This window comes from Microbacterium galbinum (assembly GCF_023101185.1).
In the GTDB taxonomy this organism is placed as follows: domain Bacteria; phylum Actinomycetota; class Actinomycetes; order Actinomycetales; family Microbacteriaceae; genus Microbacterium; species Microbacterium galbinum.
Genome location: NZ_CP078077.1, coordinates 1,125,166 through 1,143,991, shown reverse-complemented (window position 1 = coordinate 1,143,991; position 18,826 = coordinate 1,125,166). Strand labels below are relative to the sequence as shown.

The following is an 18,826-nucleotide window of genomic DNA, read 5'->3' as shown; positions in this document are numbered from 1 at the left end:
CCCGAGAAAGGTCAGAAATGCAGCATTCGAAGAAGAAGGCAGCCGGTGCGATCGCCATCGCGGCGCTCGTGCTCACGGGATGCTCCGCCGGTGGCGGAGACACCTCGACAGGGGGCGACGCCGCCGCCTGCACCCCGGCGGACGGCGACGTCACGCTCGAGTTCACGTCGTGGATCCCCGGGATCGAAGACGTGGTGAAGATCTGGAACGACGAGAACCCCGAGATCCAGGTGAAGGTGCAGACCGGCCCCAACGGCAACGGCGGCACGTACCAGAACTTCTTCAACCAGCTCCAGGCGGGCGACGCTCCCGACCTCGGTCAGATCGAGTACGACGCCCTGCCGAACTTCCTCGTGCAGGACGGCATCGAAGACCTCAGCGCCTGCGAAGACGTCGTGGCCGCCGAGGGCGACTTCGTCGACTGGGCCTGGGGGCAGGTGACGCTCGGCACCGAGGGCGTCTACGGCATCCCGCAGGACATCGGACCGATGGCGCTGTTCTACCGCGCCGACCTGTTCGAGCAGAACAACATCCCGATCCCCACCACGTGGGACGAGTACCGTGAGGCCGCGGTGCAGATCCGCGCGCTGGGCGGCTACATCACCAACTTCTCGCAGTCCGACATCAACCAGTTCGCCGGCTTCGTGTGGCAGGACGGCGGGCAGTGGTTCTCGAGCGATGACGCCGGCTGGACCGTCTCGCTCGACGGCGAGCAGTCCGTCTCGGTCGCCGACTACTGGCAGGGCCTGCTCGACGACGACCTCGTCGCCACCGTCCCGGCCTGGACCGACGAGTGGAACAACGCCTACAACTCGGGCGAGGTCTGGACCTGGAACTCCGCCGTCTGGGGTGCGAACTCCATCTCGAGCGGCGCCCCCGACACGGCCGGCAACTGGGCCGTCGCGCCGCTTCCGCAGTGGAGCGCGGGTGACTCCGTCGCCGGAAACTGGGGCGGATCGTCGACCGCGGTCCTCAAGGGCAGCGAGCACGTCTACGAGGCGACGAAGTTCGCGCTGTGGCTGAACACCTCCGAGGAGGCGCTCACCGCTCTCGCCGAGGCCGCGAACCTCTACCCGGCCACCACCGCCGGCCTGAAGCTGCCGGTCTACGCCGACGGCGTCGACTTCTACGGCGGACAGAAGATCTACGACGTGTTCGCCGAGGCGGCCACGCAGGTGTCGCCGGACTTCGTGTGGGGTCCGACCATGACGCAGACCTACGCCGACGTCTCCGACGGCTTCAAGGGTGCGGTCAGCGGCAGCGGCACCCTCGCCGATGCGCTGAAGGACGCGCAGACCTCCACGGTCGACGCCCTGAAGTCGGCATCGATCCCGGTCACCGAGTAGGTTCTCCGGTTCTCGAAGGCCCGCGGGTGCTCCGGCATCCGCGGGCCTTTCGGCGTTCTCGGCATCCCTTCGCGCTGTGATAGCATTGGCGATTGTCTGTGCACACTCCTGTGCGCAGTTCGCATGCTGTTCGTCCCGAGGGTCGGATGGCGTGCAGACAAGGGATCTTGGGTGGGGCCGTCCGGCCTCACGGTATAGAAGGAGTCATCATGGCAGCAGTGTGCCAGGTGACCGGAGCTGTTCCCGGTTTCGGTCACAACGTCTCGCACTCGCACCGCCGGACGAAGCGTCGCTTCGACCCGAACGTGCAGAAGAAGACCTATTTCGTTCCGTCGCTCGGTCGTAAGATCACGCTCAACGTGTCCGCCAAGGGCATCAAGGTGATCGACGTCCGCGGTATCGAGAACGTGGTCAAGGACCTCCAGGCGAAGGGTGTGAAGCTCTAATGGCCAAGAAGGCTCAGGACGTACGTCCGATCATCAAGCTGCGTTCGACGGCGGGTACGGGTTACACGTACGTGACCAAGAAGAACCGCCGCAACACCCCCGACCGCCTCGTGCTCAAGAAGTACGACCCGGTCGTCCGCAAGCACGTCGAATTCCGAGAGGAGCGTTGATCAATGGCTAAGAAGAGCAAGATCGCTCGCAACGAGCAGCGCAAGGTCATCGTCGAGCGTTACGCCGAGCGTCGCGCCGAGCTGAAGAAGACCCTGGTCGACCCGAACGCCACCGACGAGGCCCGCGAGGCCGCACGCGTCGGCCTGCAGAAGCTGCCGCGCAACGCGTCGCCGGCTCGCGTGCGTTCGCGCGACGTCATCGACGGCCGCCCCCGCGGTGTCCTCACGAAGTTCGGCATCTCGCGTGTCCGCTTCCGTGACATGGCACACCGTGGCGAGCTGCCCGGCGTGACCAAGTCCAGCTGGTAAGTAGCATTTTCGGTCCCTGAGCTCGTCTCGGGGTCCGGAGGGGCGAGGATCTTCGGATCCTCGCCCCTTCTGCGTGTGTGGGGGTGCGTCGTGCGCGTCGGGGAGGAGTTCTCGCCCTCTGCAGGATCGCTTCCGGCATCCGCTCCTGCAAAGCGCGAGTTCTCCTGCGCTATCGGCGCCCGCTGGTCTCAGCGAGCGCGACTCACGTGCCCCATGTCGGGTGCTTCACGCCGCGCTGCCCTCACTCCCTCCCCCTTGCAACGGCCCTGACTCCCTCCCCCTGCAACGGCCCTCACTCCCTCCCCCCGCAACGGCCCTGACCCCCTCCCCCCCCCTGTAACGGAGGAGATCTCGGGCTTGAGGGCCCGCGGAGGAGGAACTGCTCCTGCGTAAGGAGAGTTCTCCTCCCGGGGAGCGCTTCTGCACAGCTGGCACAGTGCTCGGCTCGGTCCACAGCATCCGTCATCTGGGCGCCGAAAGCTGGTCGGGGCGGCGCAGGATCGACGGATGGATGCTCTCGCCGAACTCTCCCGCCGCGGAGGAATCGCCCGAACCGCCACGCTGAACGCCGCAGGCGTGAGTGCCCATTCGCTGCGCCGCGCGCGAGAGCGCGGCGACGTGCGCACGATCCGTCGTGGATGGGTTGCTCTTCCGGATGCCGACCCGCGCGTCGTCGGAGCGATCGAACGCGGCGTGATCCTGGGGTGCGTCACCGCGGCTGAGCACCATGGGCTGTGGGTGCCCGAGGTCGGTGCGCTGCACGTCGTCGCGCCGAGGCATGCGGGGCGCGTCGTCGTGCCGTCCCGCGTGGTCGTGCACTGGTCGGGACCCGTGGTTCCGCGGTCGCCCGACACGACCGTCGACGATCTCGTGAACTCGCTCGCCGTGGTCGCACAGTGCCAACCGTTCGAGACGGCTCTGGTCATCTGGGAATCCGCGATGAACAAGGGGCTCGTCGATGCTGCGCGGCTGCGCGGCCTCGATCTCCCGGCCGCCGCGCGCGCAGTGCTCGAGCAGGCTCGGCCATATGCCGACTCGGGGCTCGAGACGATCTTCCTTTACCGGCTGCGGTGGATGTGCCTGCCGATGATCCCCCAGGTGTGGATCATCGATCGGCCGGTCGATCTGTTGATCGGCGAACGCCTGGTCGTGCAGATCGACGGGGGCACGCATGTCGGGCCGCAGCGCGCTCGCGACATCGCCCATGACGCTCAGTTGGTGCTTCGCGGGTACACGGTGCTGCGGTTCGGGTATGAGCAGGTTATGGAGCGCTGGTCCGAGGTTCAGGCGGTCATCATGGAGGCGGTCGCGCAGGGGAAGCACCGTGCCTGACGCCATCGGTGGCCGACGGGCCTGCCCGCAGCGGAGGAGATCTCGCGTTCTGCAGGACGAGAATCAGAATCCTGTCCTGTAGAACGCGAGATCTCCTCCGCTCGTGCGGGTGCGGGTGCGGGAGGGGGGCGGAAGCGGTGCGGAGCCGCACCCCTCACGCCACGGATGCCTCGGCGTGCTGCACCGCCCAGGCGAGGGCGTGGTCGGCGATCTGCTCCCAGCCGTCCTGGGTGACGAGGCGGTGGGTGCGTCCGGGGTACTCGATGTACTCGACGATCGCGGGGCTGCCCGAGGCGCGGTACTTCTTCTCGATCGCCCGCACGATGGCCGGCGGCACGACGTGGTCGATCTCGCCGGCGATCAGCAGCAGCGGAGCACGGTCGGCGCGGGCGTAGTCGACGTGCGTGACGCCGCCCTTCTCGTTGAGCACCGAGGTCACGCCCTCGAAGAACACCCGGTTGTACGAGTTGACGGCGTATTCCTCCCACAGGGCGTCGGATGCCGCGCGCGACAGGTCGTTGCCGAAGGTGAAGTGGAAGTGGCGCTTCGAGAGGGGCTTGGCGCCGTTGCGTCCGAAGGGGTTGGAGAGGATCGGGGTACCGGTCCAGAGGGTCGAGAGGGGGAGGGCGGTGACGCCGGCGGTCTGTCCGGGAGCGACGCCCACGTAGGCGGCGCCGAGGCCGCGGTCGGCGAGCATCTGCGTGAGCACGCCGCCGAAGGAGTGGCCCATGATGATCGGCTTCACGGGGAGTGCGCGGATGATGCGCTCGTAGTTGTCGGCGATCTGCTTCAGGCCGATGCCCTTGAGTGCCGAGGGGTCGCGGCGGATGTCGTCGACGGTGCGGTCGTCGATGCCGGGCCATCCGGGAACGATGACCTCGTGGCCCTGTGCGCGGAAGCGCTCGGCCCAGGTGTCCCAGCTCTTGGGTGTCATCCAGAGTCCGTGGATGAGGACGATGGGGGTCTTGTCGGTGCTGTTCATGATCTTCTCCTGTGTTCGGTCCTACGGGGTGGGAGTGCGTTACGCTGATAGTAGACCGAACGTTCTATCTACTGCAAGATATTCCCGAAAATCGAGAAATCGCCGAACGGATGCCACGATGAGGGGAGGACCCACCATGAGCACCGACACCACGAAGCGCCCGAGCCCCGCCCGCGCACGCCTGATCGAGGCCGCCACGCGCCTCTTCTACGAGGAGGGCATCCACGCGGTCGGCGTCGACCGCGTGATCGCCGAGGCCGAGGTCACGCGCGCCACGCTGTACAAGCAGTTCGGTGGCAAGGAGAACCTCGTGCTCGCCTACCTCGAGAACGAGGATCGGATGCTGCGCGACATGTTCGCCGAGGCGGGATCAGCCGTCACCGACCCCACGCGGCTCATCGACGCCGTCATCGACGGCATCGTCGCCGACATCCGCCTGCGGCACACCCGCGGCTGCCCGTTCATCAACGCCGCCGCCGAGTACCCCGACGGCGAGGGACCCGTACGCACGATGATCGACGAGCACCGCGAGTGGTTCCGGAGCACGCTCGAACAGGTCGCCGGAGCGGCCGGTCTCGAGCGGCCGGCCGAGGTCGCGGCCTCGCTCGTGCTGCTCCGCGACGCCGCTCTGGTCGGCGGATACCTCGACGGAGACGACCGCGTATCGCCCGCATTCGAGCGCACGGCGCAGGCCGTGATCGCGGCGCACCGGCCCTGAAAAGCGTCGGGACACGCCCGAAAACCTGTGACTGGAGTGACAAAAGTCGTGCAACACGCCCAATAAATGACCAAAACCCGCGAAATGACGCGGAAATGGGGGTGGTCATTGATACATTCAAGGCGGTCACTCGACCAGGGGCATCCGCCCCGATCCACACAACGATGCGACGAGATCCTCGTCGCTGGAGGATGACATGGCTGACAAGTCCATCACCAAGACCGAGCTCGTCGCGAGCATCGCCAGCGCCACCGGCCAGAGCCAGGCCACCGTCTCGGGTGTCCTCGACGCGCTGTTCTCCACGGTCTCCGACGCCGTTGCCAAGGGCAGCAAGGTCTCGATCCCGGGCTGGATCTCGTTCGAGCAGGTCGACACCGCCGCTCGCACCGGCCGCAACCCGCAGACCGGCGCCGAGATCAAGATCCCGGCCGGCAAGCGCGTCAAGGTGACCGCTGGTTCCAAGCTGAAGGCAGCCGTCAAGTAAGACGCTTCCTGTCGAAGGCCGCCGCCCCTCGGGGTGGCGGCCTTCTGCGTCCCCGGCAGAGAGCCTGCGGCATCCAGCGCCACGTCAGCCGGCACGGATACCGCGGCTTAGGCTGGAGGGGTGAACACCCGCGCCGCGACGACCCGATCGAGCGCGTCGGCCTACCGCCTCGCCGGCATCGGAATCCTCGCCGTCGCCGCGATCGTCGGCGTCGTCGCCGCGCTGATCGTCGGCGGGGGAGCGGCACCCCTGCTGCTGCAGGATCCCGGCCCCTTCGTCATGTGGGCCACCCCGATCGTCAAGCTCACGATGAACGTCGCGGCCGCCGCGATGCTCGGCTCGCTCGTGCTCGCCCTGTTCGCCCTCAAGAGCGGCGAGAAGCCGTTCGACACGGCCCTCAACATCGCCTCGATCGGTGCGGCGGTCTTCACGATCTCGGCGGGGTTCACCGCGTTCCTCACGTTCATGGCCGCGTTCAACCCGCAGCTCAGCATCGAGCGCGAGTTCGGCGCACAGCTCGGCCGCTACCTGCTCGAGACGGCCCTGGGTCAGTCGTGGTTGATCACGACCATCTTCGGTTCCGTGATCACGGTGCTCGCCTTCGCCTGGCGCACCTGGACGCCGACGCTCATCACGGCGCTCCTGGCCGCGGCATCCTTCCTCCCCCTCGCCACGCAGGGGCACTCGGGCGACCTCGCCGGCCACACGGTCGCGGTCAACTCGATCCTGCTGCACACGATCGGCGCCGCGGTGTGGCTCGGCGGTCTGCTGCTGATCGTGCTGCTGCGCGGACGCGACGGCGTCGACGGTGCGCAGCTCGTGCGACGCTACTCGTCGCTCGCGATCGCCGCGTTCTTCGTCGTCGCGATCTCGGGCGTCGCCCGCTCGGTCGTCGCCCTCGGCGACTGGAGCCAGCTCGCGACGCCGTACGGCGCGATCCTGCTCGCCAAGGTCGTACTCCTGGGTGGTATGGGCCTGCTCGGCGCCTGGTACCGCGCGCGTCTGATCCCGAGGCTCGACGGCCCCCGGGCATCCGCCTGGTTCTGGATGCTGGTGCTCTGCGAGGTCGCCCTCATGGGGCTCGCGTCGGGTGCTGCCGCGGCCCTCGCCCGCACGCCCCCGCCGACCGGTGAGGAGGCCGCGTTCGCGCAGACCCCCGCCGAGGTGCTGACCCGCTCGAACGTGCCGCCGGAGTTCACCCTCGACCGTTGGTTCACCTCGTGGGACCTCGACATCCTGTGGCTCGTCGCCGCTGGGTTCGGGCTCTTCCTCTACATCGCCGGCGTCATCCGTCTGCAGCGCCGCGGCGATCGCTGGCCGATCCACCGCACCGTCTTCTGGGTGCTCGGGATGCTGCTGCTCGTCTGGGTCACCTGCGGCCCGATCAACGCGTACCAGGAGTACCTGTTCAGCGTGCACATGCTCGGGCACATGATGCTGTCGATGGCGATCCCGCTGCTGCTGGTGTCGGGTGCCCCGGTGACGCTCGCGCTGCGCGCGATCCACAAGCGAGACGACGGCACGCGCGGCGGCCGCGAATGGATCCTCTGGGCGGTGCACTCGCCGTTCTCGAAGGTGGTCACGCATCCGTTCGTCGCGGCGGGCATCTTCATCCTGTCGCTGTGGGCGTTCTACTTCACCGACCTCGTGCGCTGGTCGATGTTCGAGCACCTCGGGCACGAGTGGATGGTCATCCACTTCCTCATCTCGGGCTACCTCTTCGTGTTGACGCTCATCGGCGAGGACCCCATCCCGTACCGCCTGCCGTATCCGGGCCGGCTCATCACCCTGATCGCCATCATGGCCATGCACGCGTTCTTCGGGGTCGCGATCATGATGCAGGAGGGCCTCATGGTCGCGGACTGGTTCGGCTCGATGGGCCGCACCTGGGGACCCGACCCGATGGACGATCAGTACATCGGCGGCGGTGTGGCCTGGTCGATCGGCGAGATCCCCACGCTCATCCTCGCCATCACCGTCGCGATCCAGTGGAGCCGCAGCGACAGCAAGCTGCAGAAGCGCCGCGACCGCCACGCCGACCGCACCGGAGACGCGGAGCTCGAGGAGTACAACGCCAAGCTCGCCCGCATCGCCGAGCGCGACCGTCAGAACGCCGAGGCAGGCCGCAGCTGAGCCGGAGCCCCCCGCCGACTAACCGGCCGGGCCGTCCTCGGGCGAGCCGACGCGGATCGACGCCGTGCCGTCGGCGAGGATCACGATCGTCCCGTTGACCTGGAACGGCACGTCCTCCGACACCGTCTGGATCGACCCGTCGAACAGGGAACGGATCTCGACCTCGACGTGGGCCACGGCATCCGTCGGCGGAATCTGCCACTGCGAACCGTCGGGCTCGACGGTCACCGTCGGCTGCGTGACGATCGACCACGCGGGCAGCGTGGCGATGCGGTTCTTGACCTCCATGCCGAAGGGGCAGGCGGTCGGCTGCAGCACCTCCTGCGAGGTGCAGCTCGTCAGATACTCCTCGACGCGCTCCTGCACGACCGAGAGGAACTCCTCGGTGGGCGTCGTCTGCACGTCGAGCGGGGTGGTGGCAAGGGGCGTGTCGGCGAGCACGCCGATGCCCGACGACTCCGAGATGGCGGTGTCGACCGTCACCGCGTACAGGCCCGGGGTGAAGACGAGCAGCGGCAACGGGTCGAGGGGAGCGGCATCCATCCCTGCGGCCGAGACCTGCCGTCGGTCGACCGCGAAGCCGTTGACCGAGAACTGGTCGGCGCCGCGGAGCGTGAGATCGACGACCGCGAGCGGGCTGTCGTCGAATCGCCAGCGCGGGGCGACACCCTCCCAGCCGTCCTGGGTGACCGTGAACGTCGTCGTGCCGGGGTGACCGGAGGCCGAGTAGCCGACGGTCACCGCGAAGCCGTCGTCGACGGCCTTCTCGGACTCGATGCGCACGTCGGTGAGCGGGGCGAGCGCCGCATGGCGCAGCAGGGCCTCGGATGCCGTGGGCGAGAGTCCCGCGTCATCCAGGGTCTCGCGGTCGACGGCGACGCCCGGGACGCGCAGCGCGTCGGCGGCGCGGCCGGAGGAGAGCAGGTCGAGGTAGCGGGTGACGAACGCGGACGGACTGTAGTAGTCCTTGTAGAGCACGGCTCCGCCGGCGCCGAGGGCCGCGATCAGGACGATGCCGACGAGGGCGAGGATCGTGAGATCGACCCCCACGCGCGCGCGCTTGCGCGCCGAAGACTCCACCCCGTCCATGGGGTCAGTCTAGGGAAGCGTCCTGGGACGAAGCCGAGCGCCGACACCTCGCGTCGCGCGGCGAGCCGTAGCATGGTGGGCGCCCGCATCCGTCCGTCGTCCTCTGCGAGAACCGTGTCCCTTCCTGCCCTGTCCGAAGAACAGCACGAGCTCTTCCGACTCATCGAGGACACGAACGAGCACGTCTTCATCACCGGGCGCGCGGGCACCGGCAAGTCGACGCTGCTGCAGTACTTCGCCTGGAACACCAAGAAGCAGATCGCGATCTGCGCGCCGACCGGCGTCGCGGCCCTGAACGTCGAGGGGCAGACGATCCACTCGCTGTTCCGGCTGTCGATCGGCCTCATCGCCGACGGCGACATCGATCAGAACGACGCGACCCGGCGCATCCTCAACGCGATCGAGACGCTCGTCATCGACGAGATCTCGATGGTCAACGCCGACCTCATGGATGCCATCGATCGTTCGCTGCGTCAGGCGCGCGGGCGTCGGGGCGAGCCGTTCGGCGGGGTGCAGGTCGTGATGTTCGGCGACCCGTATCAGCTGGCGCCCGTGCCGCCCCGCGGCGACGAGGCCCGCTACGTCAAGGACCACTACCGCTCGTTCTGGTTCTTCGATGCGCACGTGTGGGCCGGCACCGGCGGCGGCGAAGGCTCCTCCGACCAGGACGGGCTGTTCGCCGTCGACACCCGCGCCGAGCTGCACGTGCGAGAACTCGTGCAGATCCACCGGCAGTCCGACGACGGCTTCAAGGCGATGCTGAACGCCGTGCGCTACGGGCGGGTCACCGCCGAGATCGCGGGCGTGCTCAACACGCAGGGCGCGCGCACCCCTCCCGACCCCGAGCCGGGGGAGGTGCCGATGATCACCCTCGCCACCCGCAACGACATCGTGAACGGCATCAACAGCCGCCACCTCGCCGCTCTCCCGGGCAAGGAGCAGACCGCGCGGGCGGAGGTCAGCGGGGACTTCGGCCGCGGCGAGGCGTCGCTGCCGGCGGAGTCGGAGCTCAAGCTCAAGGTCGGCGCGCAGGTCATGTTCCTGCGCAACGACACCTCCATGTCAGGGGAGCCGCCGCGGTGGGTCAACGGCACGATCGGCACGGTACTCCGCATTCTCGGCAGTGCGGTGCGCGTCGACATCGACGGCGAGGAGGTCGACGTCGAGCCGGCGGTCTGGGAGCGTTTCCGGTACGCCTACGACCAGAACACCAAGAAGCTCAGCCGCGACGTGGTGGCCGAGTTCACGCAGTTCCCGCTGCGGCTGGCGTGGGCGGTCACGATCCACAAATCGCAGGGCAAGACCTACGACCGCGCCGTGATCGACCTCGGATCCGGGGCGTTCGCGCCCGGGCAGACGTACGTCGCGCTGAGCCGCCTCACCTCGCTCGACGGCCTGTACCTGTCGCGCGCGCTGCGCCCGAGCGACATCCGCGTCGACGAGGACGTGCGGCGGTTCATGCGGGAAGCCTGGATCGCGCGTTCGACGCCCGAGCTCCCGAAGGCCTGACCCTTCGTCTCGCTGCGCTCGCTCAGGGGCCGGTTCCGAATGAGACCCGGTTCCTGAGCGAGGAGCGCAGCGACGAGACGAAGGGCCCGCCACGTGCGGGACTACGCCGCGGCGCGGGCCCGGTCGAGGTCTTCGAAGAGCTCGGTGTTGAAGCGGTAGGCGAGCAGCACCTCGTCGATGACGCGCTCACGCTCGGCCTCGTCCCACGGGGCGGCGTCGAGCTGCTCGCGGTAGACGTCCTTGAAGGCGGCCGGGTCGGCGATGTCATCGAAGAGGTAGAACCCGATGCCGTTGGTCTCGAAGCCGAAGCGGCGGGCCATCACGCGGCCGATGAAGATGCCGCCCGAGAGGTCGCCGAGATAGCGGGTGTAGTGGTGGGCGACGAATCCGCCGGCCCAGGTCGCGCCGACCTGGTTGATGCGCTCGACGTAGCGCTGCGTGGTGGGCAGCGGCACGATCTGCGAACGCCAGTCGGCGCCGAGCAGGAACTCGAGGTCGGCCTCGAGCGCGGGCAGGCGCGTGAGCTTGTCGCTGATGAAGACGGTGGCCACGGGGTCCTGGCGCATGCGGTCGCCGGCACCTTCGAGCGCCTCGTAGATGAAGTAGTGCTGGGCGACGAGCGAGATGTAGTCCTCGCGGGAGCCTTCGCCCTTCAGGAGGTCGGACATGAAGCCGGCGGTCTCGCTGCGGGAGTGCGATCCGGACGAGCGCTCGCGCAGGGCGGCGGAGAAGGAGAGGATCTCGGGCATGCCTTCAGTGTAAGGGCAGCCTTACCTTTGGCGAAACCCTGTGACGACCCCGGATCAGGCGTGCGGACGGGGCTCGATGCCCAGTCGTTCGCAGGCCGCGTCGTAGAGCGCGACGATCTCCCGACGAACCTCGGGACGCTCGGTGATCGATCCGCCCGGCCACGCCACGACGAGCTCCGTGGTCTCGCCGGCACGGGTGACCTGCCAGGTGCCGCCGTCGCCGTCGAACCCGGTCATGACGGCATCCGTCACCTCGGCATCCGATGCCGTCGAGAACGCACGGGCGATGAGCAGGTTGTCGTCGGTGTGGTCGTCGTTCATGTGGTGCAGGACGGCGGCGGTCACGGCGTCATCGAAGATGTGGGGCACCAGATCACCATAGAACGTCGGCGCATGCCGAGGGCTCGATGTCGTCTTTCAGGCTCGGCGCTCTAGAATCGGGAGACACATCTCCGGGGGTTTCCTACATGCAGCTTCTCTCGTCGCGCCGCTGGCGCGCCGCCGCGGCCAGTGCGGTCGTGCTCGGACTCGTCCTCACCGGATGCACCTCCGAAGACAGCTTCACCTACGAGCCTCCGGCGCAGGTCGACGGCGCTCTGCCCGACGACATGACCGCGCAGATGCAGGAAGCCGTCGACAACGCGATCCGCGCGTCGGGCTCGTCGGCCGCGATCGTCGGGGTCTGGGCCCCGTGGAGCGGCCAGTGGGTGACGGGCGTCGGCTCGCAGGAGCCCGGTGGCGAGACTCCTGTCGATGTCGACATGTCGTTCCGCATCGCCGATGTCACGCGCCTCATGACGTGCGACGTGCTCTACGCGCTCGCCGACGAGGGCACCGTCGACCTCGACGGCGCCGTTCCCGACTACGTGTCGGGCGTGCCCGACCTCGAGGACGTCACCCTCCTCGACCTCTGCAACGGCACCTCGGGCCTCGGATCGTCGGAGGAGAAGATCAAGGCGGAGTGGCTGAAGACCCCCGACCGCGTGTGGGCTCCGCTCGAGCTGGCCGGCTTCGGCCTCGCCGCTCCGCGCACTCCCGTGGCGACGACGTACCGCGACTCCGACGCCGGGTACCTGCTGCTCGGCCTCGCGCTCGAGCGCGCCTCCGGGATGTCGGCGTCGCAGTTGATCGCCGAGTACGTGACCGAGCCGCTCGGCCTCGCGAACACGTCGCTCCCGCCCTCGACCTCCGCGACGCCGTCCACCGGCGACGTGCTCCGAGGCCACTACCTGAACCCGGTCGAGGGCGGCTTCGCGTGCAGCGCCCCCGTCGACATCACGAAGATGTCGTCGAGCTCGGGGTTCACCGATTCGGGTGCCGTCTCGACGATCGCCGACCTCGGCCGCTACGCGCAGGCCGAAGCCCGTCAGGTGCTGCGCACGAAGGAGGAGCCCGACCGCTTCGCCGCGCCGCTGCCCGCGTTCGACGGTGCCGAGTCCTGGTACCAGGCCACGGGTGGCGCGTTCCTGGTCGGTTCGATGGTCGGTCAGCACGGGTGGACTCCCGGTTACGCGACCGCCGCGTACTCCGACCCGGCGAGCGGATTCACCGTCGCCGTGGTGCTGAACAACTCGACCGCGGGTGCGGGTATCGCGCAGTCCCTGGCCTGGGAGCTCGCGGCCATCGGCTCGAAGGCTCCGGCCGCCGACGGCCAGACCGCTCCCGAGTTCGGTCTGCCGTTCACCGCCGAGCAGTATCGAGAAGCGGTCAACGCCGCAGCACTGCCGTGCGTCGAGCCGCCCGTCGAGTGATCTGAGCCCGAGAGCCGGGGCTACTCGCCGTCGGCTTCCGGCATCCCCGGGCCGGCGCCGGGCCGAACCTCGGCGTCGTCGCGGATGTCGATGCGCGTCGTGCCGTCGTGCTCGCTCACGTCGATGCGGGGAGCGGCATCGGCTTCGGTCGACTCGGGCGCCGACGTGAGCTGGTCGTGACGGTTCGCTTCGAAGTCCTCGCCGTCGTTCGCGCCGTCGTTCGCGGTGTCATTCTGCGTGCTCATGGGTGTTCTCCTCGGTGGGGTGGTGGGTGGTCGTATCGGCGCGTCGTCGCGCGAGGCGGGTGAGCAGGAAGAGCACGGCTCCGACGGCCAGCAGGATGGCGCCGAACAGCCAGACCTCGGGGCTCTGCTGCGTGAAGAGCAGGATGCACGACAGGATGCCGAGCACGGGGACGAACGTCCACACCCGGAAGTGCGGATGGTCGACCTTGTCGCGACGCAGCACCAGCACCGAGACGTTGGCGCTGAGGAACACGATCAGCAGGAGGAGCACGACCGTCGCGGCGAGCGTCTCGAGGTCGCCGACGAGGGTGAGGCCCATCGCGACCAGCGTGGTGACGAGGATCGCGACCCATGGCGTCTTGCGCTTCGGCAGCACACGCGAGAGCACGTCCGGCAGCAGCTTCTGCTCGGACATGCCGTAGGTCAGGCGGCTGACCATGATCATCGTGAGCAGTGCGCCGTTGGCGACGGCGATGAGGGCGATGAGGCTGAACAGCCAGGAGGGAATGCTGGCCCCGGCGGCCTCGACGACCGCGAGCAGGGGGCCGGAGGACTCCTGCAGCTCGGAGGCCGGCAGGGCGATCGAGCTCGCGAGACCGACCAGCACGTAGACGACGCCGGCGGTGAGGAGCGAGGCGAACAGTGCGCGCGGGTACGTGCGGCTGGGGTTCTTGACCTCTTCGATCATGTTCGCGGAAGTCTCGAAGCCGACGAAGGAGTAGTACGCGATCACGGCGCCGGCGAGCACGGCGAGTGCCGCGGGGGTGCCCTCCGGCGTCTCGACGACGCGGGAGGCATCGCCCCCGCCACCGAAGAAGAACACCGAGACGACGGCGATCACGATGACCAGACCGCTGAGCTCGATGGTGGTCATGACCAGGTTCGCTCCGAGGGATTCTCGGATGCCGCGGGCGTTGAGAAGCGCGACGACGGCGAGGAAGGCGATCGCCACGGGTGTGGTCGGCAGGTCGATGAAGGTGCCGAGGTAGTCGCCGGCGAACGCGATCGAGAGGCCGGCGGCGCTCACGACACCGGCGGCGAGCATGCTGAAGCCGACGAGGAACGAGATGACCGGACTGCGGAAAGCCCGCTCGGCGAAGACCGCGGCGCCACCGGCGCGCGGATACTTCGTGACGAGTTCGGCGTACGACCCTGCGGTGAGCAGCGCGAGCAGGAGTGCGACGAGCAGCGGTGCCCACAGCATCCCGCCGACCTTCTCGGACAGCACGCCCATGAGCGCGTAGATGCCGGCACCGAGGACATCGCCCAGGATGAAGGCGAACAGGAGTGGACCGGTGATCGCCCGCCGCAGTCGCGTCGGGGCTTCGGCCGCAGGGGCCTTTTCGGTTGTCATCCTCGGAAGACTAGGGGCGCGGCAGTCGTCCGACGACGGGGTTGACAGGGTGAAATTCGTTCAGCGATTTCTCAGGAATGCCGCGCGTCGGGCGACACGCCCGGGGGAAGTGCCGATAGTTTTCAGCCGGCGGTCCGGGGGGATCGCGCACCACCAGACTCGAGAGACGGGATCTCCATGACCGGTACGGCACGCAAGGCGGTCGCAGAAGCGCTCGCCACCTTCCTCTTCGTTCTCAGCATCATCGGCGCGGTGAACAGCGGCAGCGCGCTGACCCCGCTCGCGATCGGCTTCGCGCTCGCCGTGCTGATCTTCGCGACCGGGCACATCTCCGGTGCCCACCTCAACCCGGCCGTCACGGTCGGTGTCTTCGTGCGCGGCGGCCTCAGCGTCGCCGACCTGATCGCCTACATCGTGGCCCAGGCCATCGGTGGCGTGCTGGCAGCGCTCGTCAGCGCCGTCTGGTGGGCGCCCGAGAAGGAGGCCATGGTCGTGCAGGTCGGTCCGGCGTTCCTCGTCGAAGCGATCTTCACGTTCTTCCTCGTGTACGTCGTGCTCAACGTGGCCACGGCCAAGGGCACCGCGGGCAACTCGTTCTACGGCCTCGCCATCGGTGGCGTGGTGTTCGTCGGTGCGACGACGGTCGGCTCGATCTCCGGCGGCGGCTTCAACCCGGCGGTCGCGCTCGGCCTCTCGGTCAGCGGTCACTTCGCCTGGAGCTCGCTGTGGCTCTACATCGTCGCCCCGATCGTCGGCGGCGCCCTCGCGGCCCTCGCGTTCCGTCTGCTCAACAGCGACGACGTGAAGAAGATCGCCGCGGCCGAGTAACTCGGGGCGGGCCCTTCGTCTCGCTGCGCTCGCTCAGGGACCGGAAGAACCCCGGTTCCTGAGCGAGGAGCGAAGCGACGAGACGAAGGGCCCTACCCCTCGCCCGGCATCCGCCTCACGGGGGATGCGGCGGGCGGATGCCGCGGCATACCGTGAGGGCATGCTGATCGTCGAGGAACTCCACCTGCTGCTGCTCCGGCCGGATGGCCGGGTCGAGTCGAGCGTGAGCACCAACCGCCTGTTCGGTGAGGTCGCGGCCGTGATCGTCGACCTCGTGCTGCATCATCGCGTGACCGTGGGGGAGGGCAAGAACCCCGCGATCACGATCGTCTCCGCGGAGCCGACCGGGCATCCGGTTCTGGATGCCGCGCTCGCCCGTCTCGCGCCGGTGAACGGCAAGAGGCTGCAGTCGCTCGTGATGCGGTCGAAGCTCGATCCTCTCGACGAGGTCGTCGAATCCCTGGTCACGCAGGGAATTCTGGCGCGCGGCGAGCGGGGCTTCTTCGGGTGGGGCGCCGAGCGCACTCCCGAGTCCGACCCCGGTCCCGAGACACTGCTGCGTTCGCGTCTCGCCGCGGTGATCGCGGGAACGCTCGCGCCGACCCAGGCCGATCTCGCGCTGCTCGCCATCCTGCAGGGCATGAATGCGGCGCATCCGCTGCTGCGCGACGAGGTGGGCCCGACCTCGTCGGGTCAGCTCAAGAAGCGCATCGAGCAGCTCACCGAGGCCAGCCCGACGGGCGATGCCGTGTCGCGCGCGATCACCATGGTCATCTCGGCCGCGATGATGGCCGCGATGACCCCGGTCTTCGTCGCGACGATCACCTGACCCCGCCTGCGGGTCAGTCCAGGACGGATGCCGCCTGCCGGGCCATGCCGACCGCGACGTACTCCGCCGCCTCGGGCACCTCGACCGGCAGCCCGAAGACCAGCGGCGCGATCTCCCGCACGGCACCGGACTGTGCGCCGCCGCCGACGAGCAGCACCCGATCGAGAGGGATGCCGAGCTCGCGGAGCGCGTCGAGACCGAAGCGCAGCCCGCCCAGCATCCCCTCGACCGCGGCGCGCGCCAGGTTCTCGCGCGTCGTCGAGGCGAGCGTCATGGCGTTCAGGCTCGCGGTCGCCTCGGGCAGGTTGGGCGAGCGCTCGCCCTCGAAGTACGGCACGAGTTCGAGACCGCCCGCTCCGGGCGACGCCTCCAGCGCGAGGGTGCTCAATCCGTCATGGTCCACGTCGAGCAGGCGCGCGATCACGTCGAGCACGCGTGCGGCGTTGAGGGTGCACACGAGGGGCAGGTAGCCGTCGGCGGCATCCGCGAAGCCCGCCACGATCCCGCTCGGATCGGCCACACCCCGGTCGGTCACCGCGAAGATCGTTCCCGAGGTGCCGATCGACACCACCACGTCGCCGGTCCGGGCACCGACGCCCAGGGCGACGGCGGCATTGTCGCCGGCACCGGGCGCGACGCGCCGGCCCGCGGCATCCGTCACCGATTCGCGGGCGCCGAGCACCCGCGGCAGCACGGCGTCGTGGCCGAGCGCGGCGACGAGAAGTTCGCGGTCGTACTCCCCGGTGCGGGGATTCCAGTAACCGGTGCCCGAGGCATCCGATCGGTCGGTCACCAGCTCCTTGAGGTCGGGCCGCTCGGGTCCGAAGCCGCGCAGTCGCCAGGTGAGCCAGTCGTGCGGCAGCGCGACGGCGGCGACGCGGGCGGCGTTGTCGGGTTCGTGATCGCGCAGCCAGCGCAGTTTCGTGATCGTGAACGACGCCACCGGTACGAGGCTGGTGCGATCGGCGAGGACGGATGCCCCGAACTCGCCGATCAGATCGTCGGCCGCCTGCGCAGAACGGGTGTCGTTCCACAGCAGCGCATCGCGGATGACGCGGCCCTCGGCGTCGAGCGCGACCATGCCGTGCTGCTGACCGCCGATCGCCCACGCCTCGATGTCGTCGAGGCCCCCGGCGTCCGCGATCGCCTGTTGCAGCGCGACCCACCACGCCTCGGGATCGACCGACGTGCCGTCGGGGTGAGGGGCGCGGCCGGAGCGCACGATGGCACCCGTCACGGAGTCGACGACGACCACCTTGCAGGACTGGGTCGAGGAGTCGACCCCGAGGACGAGTGCCATCGCCGGACTCAGCGGGCGCCGAGCAGGTGCTCGGTGGCGAGCTGCTGCAGACGCACGAAGCCGAATCCCTTGCCGCCGAGGTACGCGTTCGCGTCGAAGTCCTCGTAGGCCGCGCGGTCGGCGAGCAGGTCGTCGTAGCTCTCGCCCTCGTTCAGAGTGGGCGTCGAGAGTTCGGCGACCTTCGCGGCGGCGAGTGCCTCCTGCACCTCGGGGTCGGCGCGGAAGGCCGCGGCGCGCTCCTTGAGCAGCAGGTAGGTGCGCATGTTGGCGGCGGCGCTGTCCCACACCCCGGTCTCGTCCTCGGTGCGCGACGGCTTGTAATCGAAGTGGCGGGGGCCGTCGTAGGCCGGAACCCCGCCGGGGCCGCCGTTCTCGAGCAGATCGACGAGCGAGAACGCGTTGTGCAGGTCGCCGTGACCGAACACGAGGTCCTGGTCGTACTTGATGCCGCGCTGACCGTTGAGGTCGATGTGGAAGAGCTTGCCGTGGTACAGCGCCTGGGCGATGCCGGCGGTGAAGTTGAGGCCCGCCATCTGCTCGTGCCCGACCTCGGGGTTGACGCCCACGAGCTCGGGGCGCTCGAGGGAGTCGATGAACGCGATCGCGTGGCCGAGCGTCGGCAGCAGGATGTCGCCGCGGGGCTCGTTGGGCTTGGGCTCGATCGCGAAGCGGATGTCGTAGCCCTTGTCGGTGACGTAGTCGCCGAGCAGGTTGACGGCCTCGCGATAGCGCTCGAGAGCTGCGCGCACGTCCTTCGCCGAGTCGTACTCGGCGCCCTCGCGGCCACCCCACATCACGAAGGTCTTGGCTCCGAGCTCGGCGGCGAGATCGAGGTTGCGCAGCACCTTGCGCAGCGCGAAGCGGCGCACCTGGCGGTCGTTCGACGTGAAGCCGCCGTCCTTGAAGACGGGTGCGCTGAAGAGGTTGGTGGTCACCATCGGCACCACGACGCCTGTGTCGGCGAGTGCGCCCTTCAGGCGGTCGATCTGGGTCTGGCGCTCGGCATCCGTCGATCCGAAGGCGAACAGGTCGTCGTCGTGGAAGGTGAGGCCGTAGGCGCCGAGCTCCGACAGCTTCTCGACGGCGTGCACGACGTCGAGCGCCGGGCGGGTGGGGCCGCCGAACGGGTCGGTGCCGTTGTAGCCGATGGTCCAGAGTCCGAACGAGAACTTGTCGGCGCGGGTGGGGGTGGGCATGATCGCTCCTCTGCGAGTGCTGCGGTGGTCTGCGGGGCCGGGCGGATGCCGCGGCG

20 protein-coding genes are annotated in these 18,826 nt (G+C 68.9%); 12 read left to right on the top strand and 8 right to left on the bottom strand.

All coding sequences use genetic code 11. The features are described 5' to 3' along the window. Positions 1 to 17 precede the first annotated feature (17 nt). The 5 genes from KV396_RS05660 (at position 18) to KV396_RS05640 (ending at position 3,603) form a co-directional block, all read left to right on the top strand. A complete protein-coding gene (locus KV396_RS05660; protein ID WP_247633563.1) occupies positions 18 to 1,346 on the top strand; it encodes an ABC transporter substrate-binding protein in 1,329 nt (442 codons plus the stop codon). Positions 1,347 to 1,555: 209 nt separating this feature from the next. Then, positions 1,556 to 1,792 carry a 50S ribosomal protein L28 gene (rpmB, locus tag KV396_RS05655; protein WP_017203559.1) on the top strand — a complete coding sequence of 79 codons (237 nt, stop codon included), beginning with the start codon at positions 1,556 to 1,558 and terminating at the stop codon, positions 1,790 to 1,792. Continuing rightward, complete coding sequence (gene rpmG, locus KV396_RS05650; RefSeq protein WP_046014935.1) at positions 1,792 to 1,962, top strand: 50S ribosomal protein L33; 171 nt, start codon at positions 1,792 to 1,794, stop codon at positions 1,960 to 1,962. Before rpmB ends, rpmG begins: the two co-directional genes overlap by 1 nt. A 3-nt stretch (positions 1,963 to 1,965) precedes the next feature. After that, a complete protein-coding gene (gene rpsN, locus KV396_RS05645) occupies positions 1,966 to 2,271 on the top strand; it encodes a 30S ribosomal protein S14 (protein WP_017829734.1) in 306 nt (101 codons plus the stop codon). Between the two features lie 507 nt (positions 2,272 to 2,778). Continuing rightward, a complete protein-coding gene (locus KV396_RS05640; protein WP_247957142.1) occupies positions 2,779 to 3,603 on the top strand; it encodes a type IV toxin-antitoxin system AbiEi family antitoxin domain-containing protein in 825 nt (274 codons plus the stop codon). A gap of 154 nt (positions 3,604 to 3,757) precedes the next feature. On the opposite strand, the gene KV396_RS05635 is transcribed toward KV396_RS05640, so the two are convergent. After that, entirely contained in the window at positions 3,758 to 4,585 is an 828-nt protein-coding gene (locus tag KV396_RS05635) for an alpha/beta hydrolase (protein WP_247957141.1), read from the bottom strand. Positions 4,586 to 4,721: 136 nt separating this feature from the next. On the opposite strand from KV396_RS05635, the gene KV396_RS05630 reads away from it, so the two are divergent. The 3 genes from KV396_RS05630 (at position 4,722) to KV396_RS05620 (ending at position 7,920) form a co-directional block, all read left to right on the top strand. Next, on the top strand, positions 4,722 to 5,303 hold the full coding sequence (locus KV396_RS05630; protein WP_247957140.1) for a TetR/AcrR family transcriptional regulator: 582 nt from the start codon (positions 4,722 to 4,724) through the stop codon (positions 5,301 to 5,303). 196 nt (positions 5,304 to 5,499) lie between these two features. Further along, positions 5,500 to 5,787, top strand: coding sequence for an HU family DNA-binding protein (locus tag KV396_RS05625; protein ID WP_247624225.1), 288 nt, complete (start codon positions 5,500 to 5,502; stop codon positions 5,785 to 5,787). Positions 5,788 to 5,907: 120 nt separating this feature from the next. Then, a complete protein-coding gene (locus tag KV396_RS05620; RefSeq protein ID WP_247957139.1) occupies positions 5,908 to 7,920 on the top strand; it encodes a cytochrome c oxidase assembly protein in 2,013 nt (670 codons plus the stop codon). Positions 7,921 to 7,938: 18 nt separating this feature from the next. Here the strand turns inward: KV396_RS05620 and KV396_RS05615 are convergent, their stop codons facing one another. Further along, a complete protein-coding gene (locus KV396_RS05615; RefSeq protein ID WP_247957138.1) occupies positions 7,939 to 9,009 on the bottom strand; it encodes a hypothetical protein in 1,071 nt (356 codons plus the stop codon). 114 nt (positions 9,010 to 9,123) lie between these two features. Here KV396_RS05615 and KV396_RS05610 point away from each other — a divergent pair, with 114 nt between their 5' ends. Continuing rightward, positions 9,124 to 10,518, top strand: a complete 1,395-nt coding sequence (locus KV396_RS05610) for an ATP-dependent DNA helicase (protein ID WP_247957137.1) — start codon at positions 9,124 to 9,126, stop codon at positions 10,516 to 10,518. Between the two features lie 101 nt (positions 10,519 to 10,619). Here KV396_RS05610 and KV396_RS05605 read toward each other — a convergent pair whose 3' ends face one another. Together KV396_RS05605 and KV396_RS05600 are read right to left on the bottom strand one after the other, a co-directional pair. Then, positions 10,620 to 11,267 (bottom strand): biliverdin-producing heme oxygenase, encoded by a 648-nt coding sequence (locus KV396_RS05605; RefSeq protein WP_247624229.1) that lies wholly within the window; start codon positions 11,265 to 11,267, stop codon positions 10,620 to 10,622. 54 nt (positions 11,268 to 11,321) lie between these two features. Further along, positions 11,322 to 11,636, bottom strand: a complete 315-nt coding sequence (locus tag KV396_RS05600; RefSeq protein WP_247633570.1) for a DUF2470 domain-containing protein — start codon at positions 11,634 to 11,636, stop codon at positions 11,322 to 11,324. A gap of 98 nt (positions 11,637 to 11,734) precedes the next feature. Here KV396_RS05600 and KV396_RS05595 point away from each other — a divergent pair, with 98 nt between their 5' ends. Next, positions 11,735 to 13,018 carry a serine hydrolase domain-containing protein gene (locus KV396_RS05595; RefSeq protein WP_247957136.1) on the top strand — a complete coding sequence of 428 codons (1,284 nt, stop codon included), beginning with the start codon at positions 11,735 to 11,737 and terminating at the stop codon, positions 13,016 to 13,018. Between the two features lie 20 nt (positions 13,019 to 13,038). On the opposite strand, the gene KV396_RS05590 is transcribed toward KV396_RS05595, so the two are convergent. Together KV396_RS05590 and KV396_RS05585 are read right to left on the bottom strand one after the other, a co-directional pair. Next, positions 13,039 to 13,263 (bottom strand): multidrug transporter, encoded by a 225-nt coding sequence (locus tag KV396_RS05590; RefSeq protein WP_247633572.1) that lies wholly within the window; start codon positions 13,261 to 13,263, stop codon positions 13,039 to 13,041. Continuing rightward, entirely contained in the window at positions 13,247 to 14,617 is a 1,371-nt protein-coding gene (locus tag KV396_RS05585; protein WP_247957135.1) for an APC family permease, read from the bottom strand. The genes KV396_RS05590 and KV396_RS05585 overlap by 17 nt, the downstream gene beginning before the upstream one ends. Before the next feature lie 177 nt (positions 14,618 to 14,794). Between KV396_RS05585 and KV396_RS05580 the strand changes: the two genes are divergently transcribed. Continuing rightward, entirely contained in the window at positions 14,795 to 15,445 is a 651-nt protein-coding gene (locus tag KV396_RS05580; RefSeq protein ID WP_247957134.1) for an MIP/aquaporin family protein, read from the top strand. A 160-nt stretch (positions 15,446 to 15,605) separates the two neighbouring features. Beyond that, positions 15,606 to 16,274, top strand: a complete 669-nt coding sequence (locus KV396_RS05575; protein ID WP_247957133.1) for a GOLPH3/VPS74 family protein — start codon at positions 15,606 to 15,608, stop codon at positions 16,272 to 16,274. Between the two features lie 13 nt (positions 16,275 to 16,287). Here the strand turns inward: KV396_RS05575 and xylB are convergent, their stop codons facing one another. Next, positions 16,288 to 17,574 carry a xylulokinase gene (xylB, locus tag KV396_RS05570; protein ID WP_247957132.1) on the bottom strand — a complete coding sequence of 429 codons (1,287 nt, stop codon included), beginning with the start codon at positions 17,572 to 17,574 and terminating at the stop codon, positions 16,288 to 16,290. Between the two features lie 8 nt (positions 17,575 to 17,582). After that, a complete protein-coding gene (gene xylA, locus KV396_RS05565; protein ID WP_247624237.1) occupies positions 17,583 to 18,770 on the bottom strand; it encodes a xylose isomerase in 1,188 nt (395 codons plus the stop codon). Positions 18,771 to 18,826 lie beyond the last annotated feature (56 nt).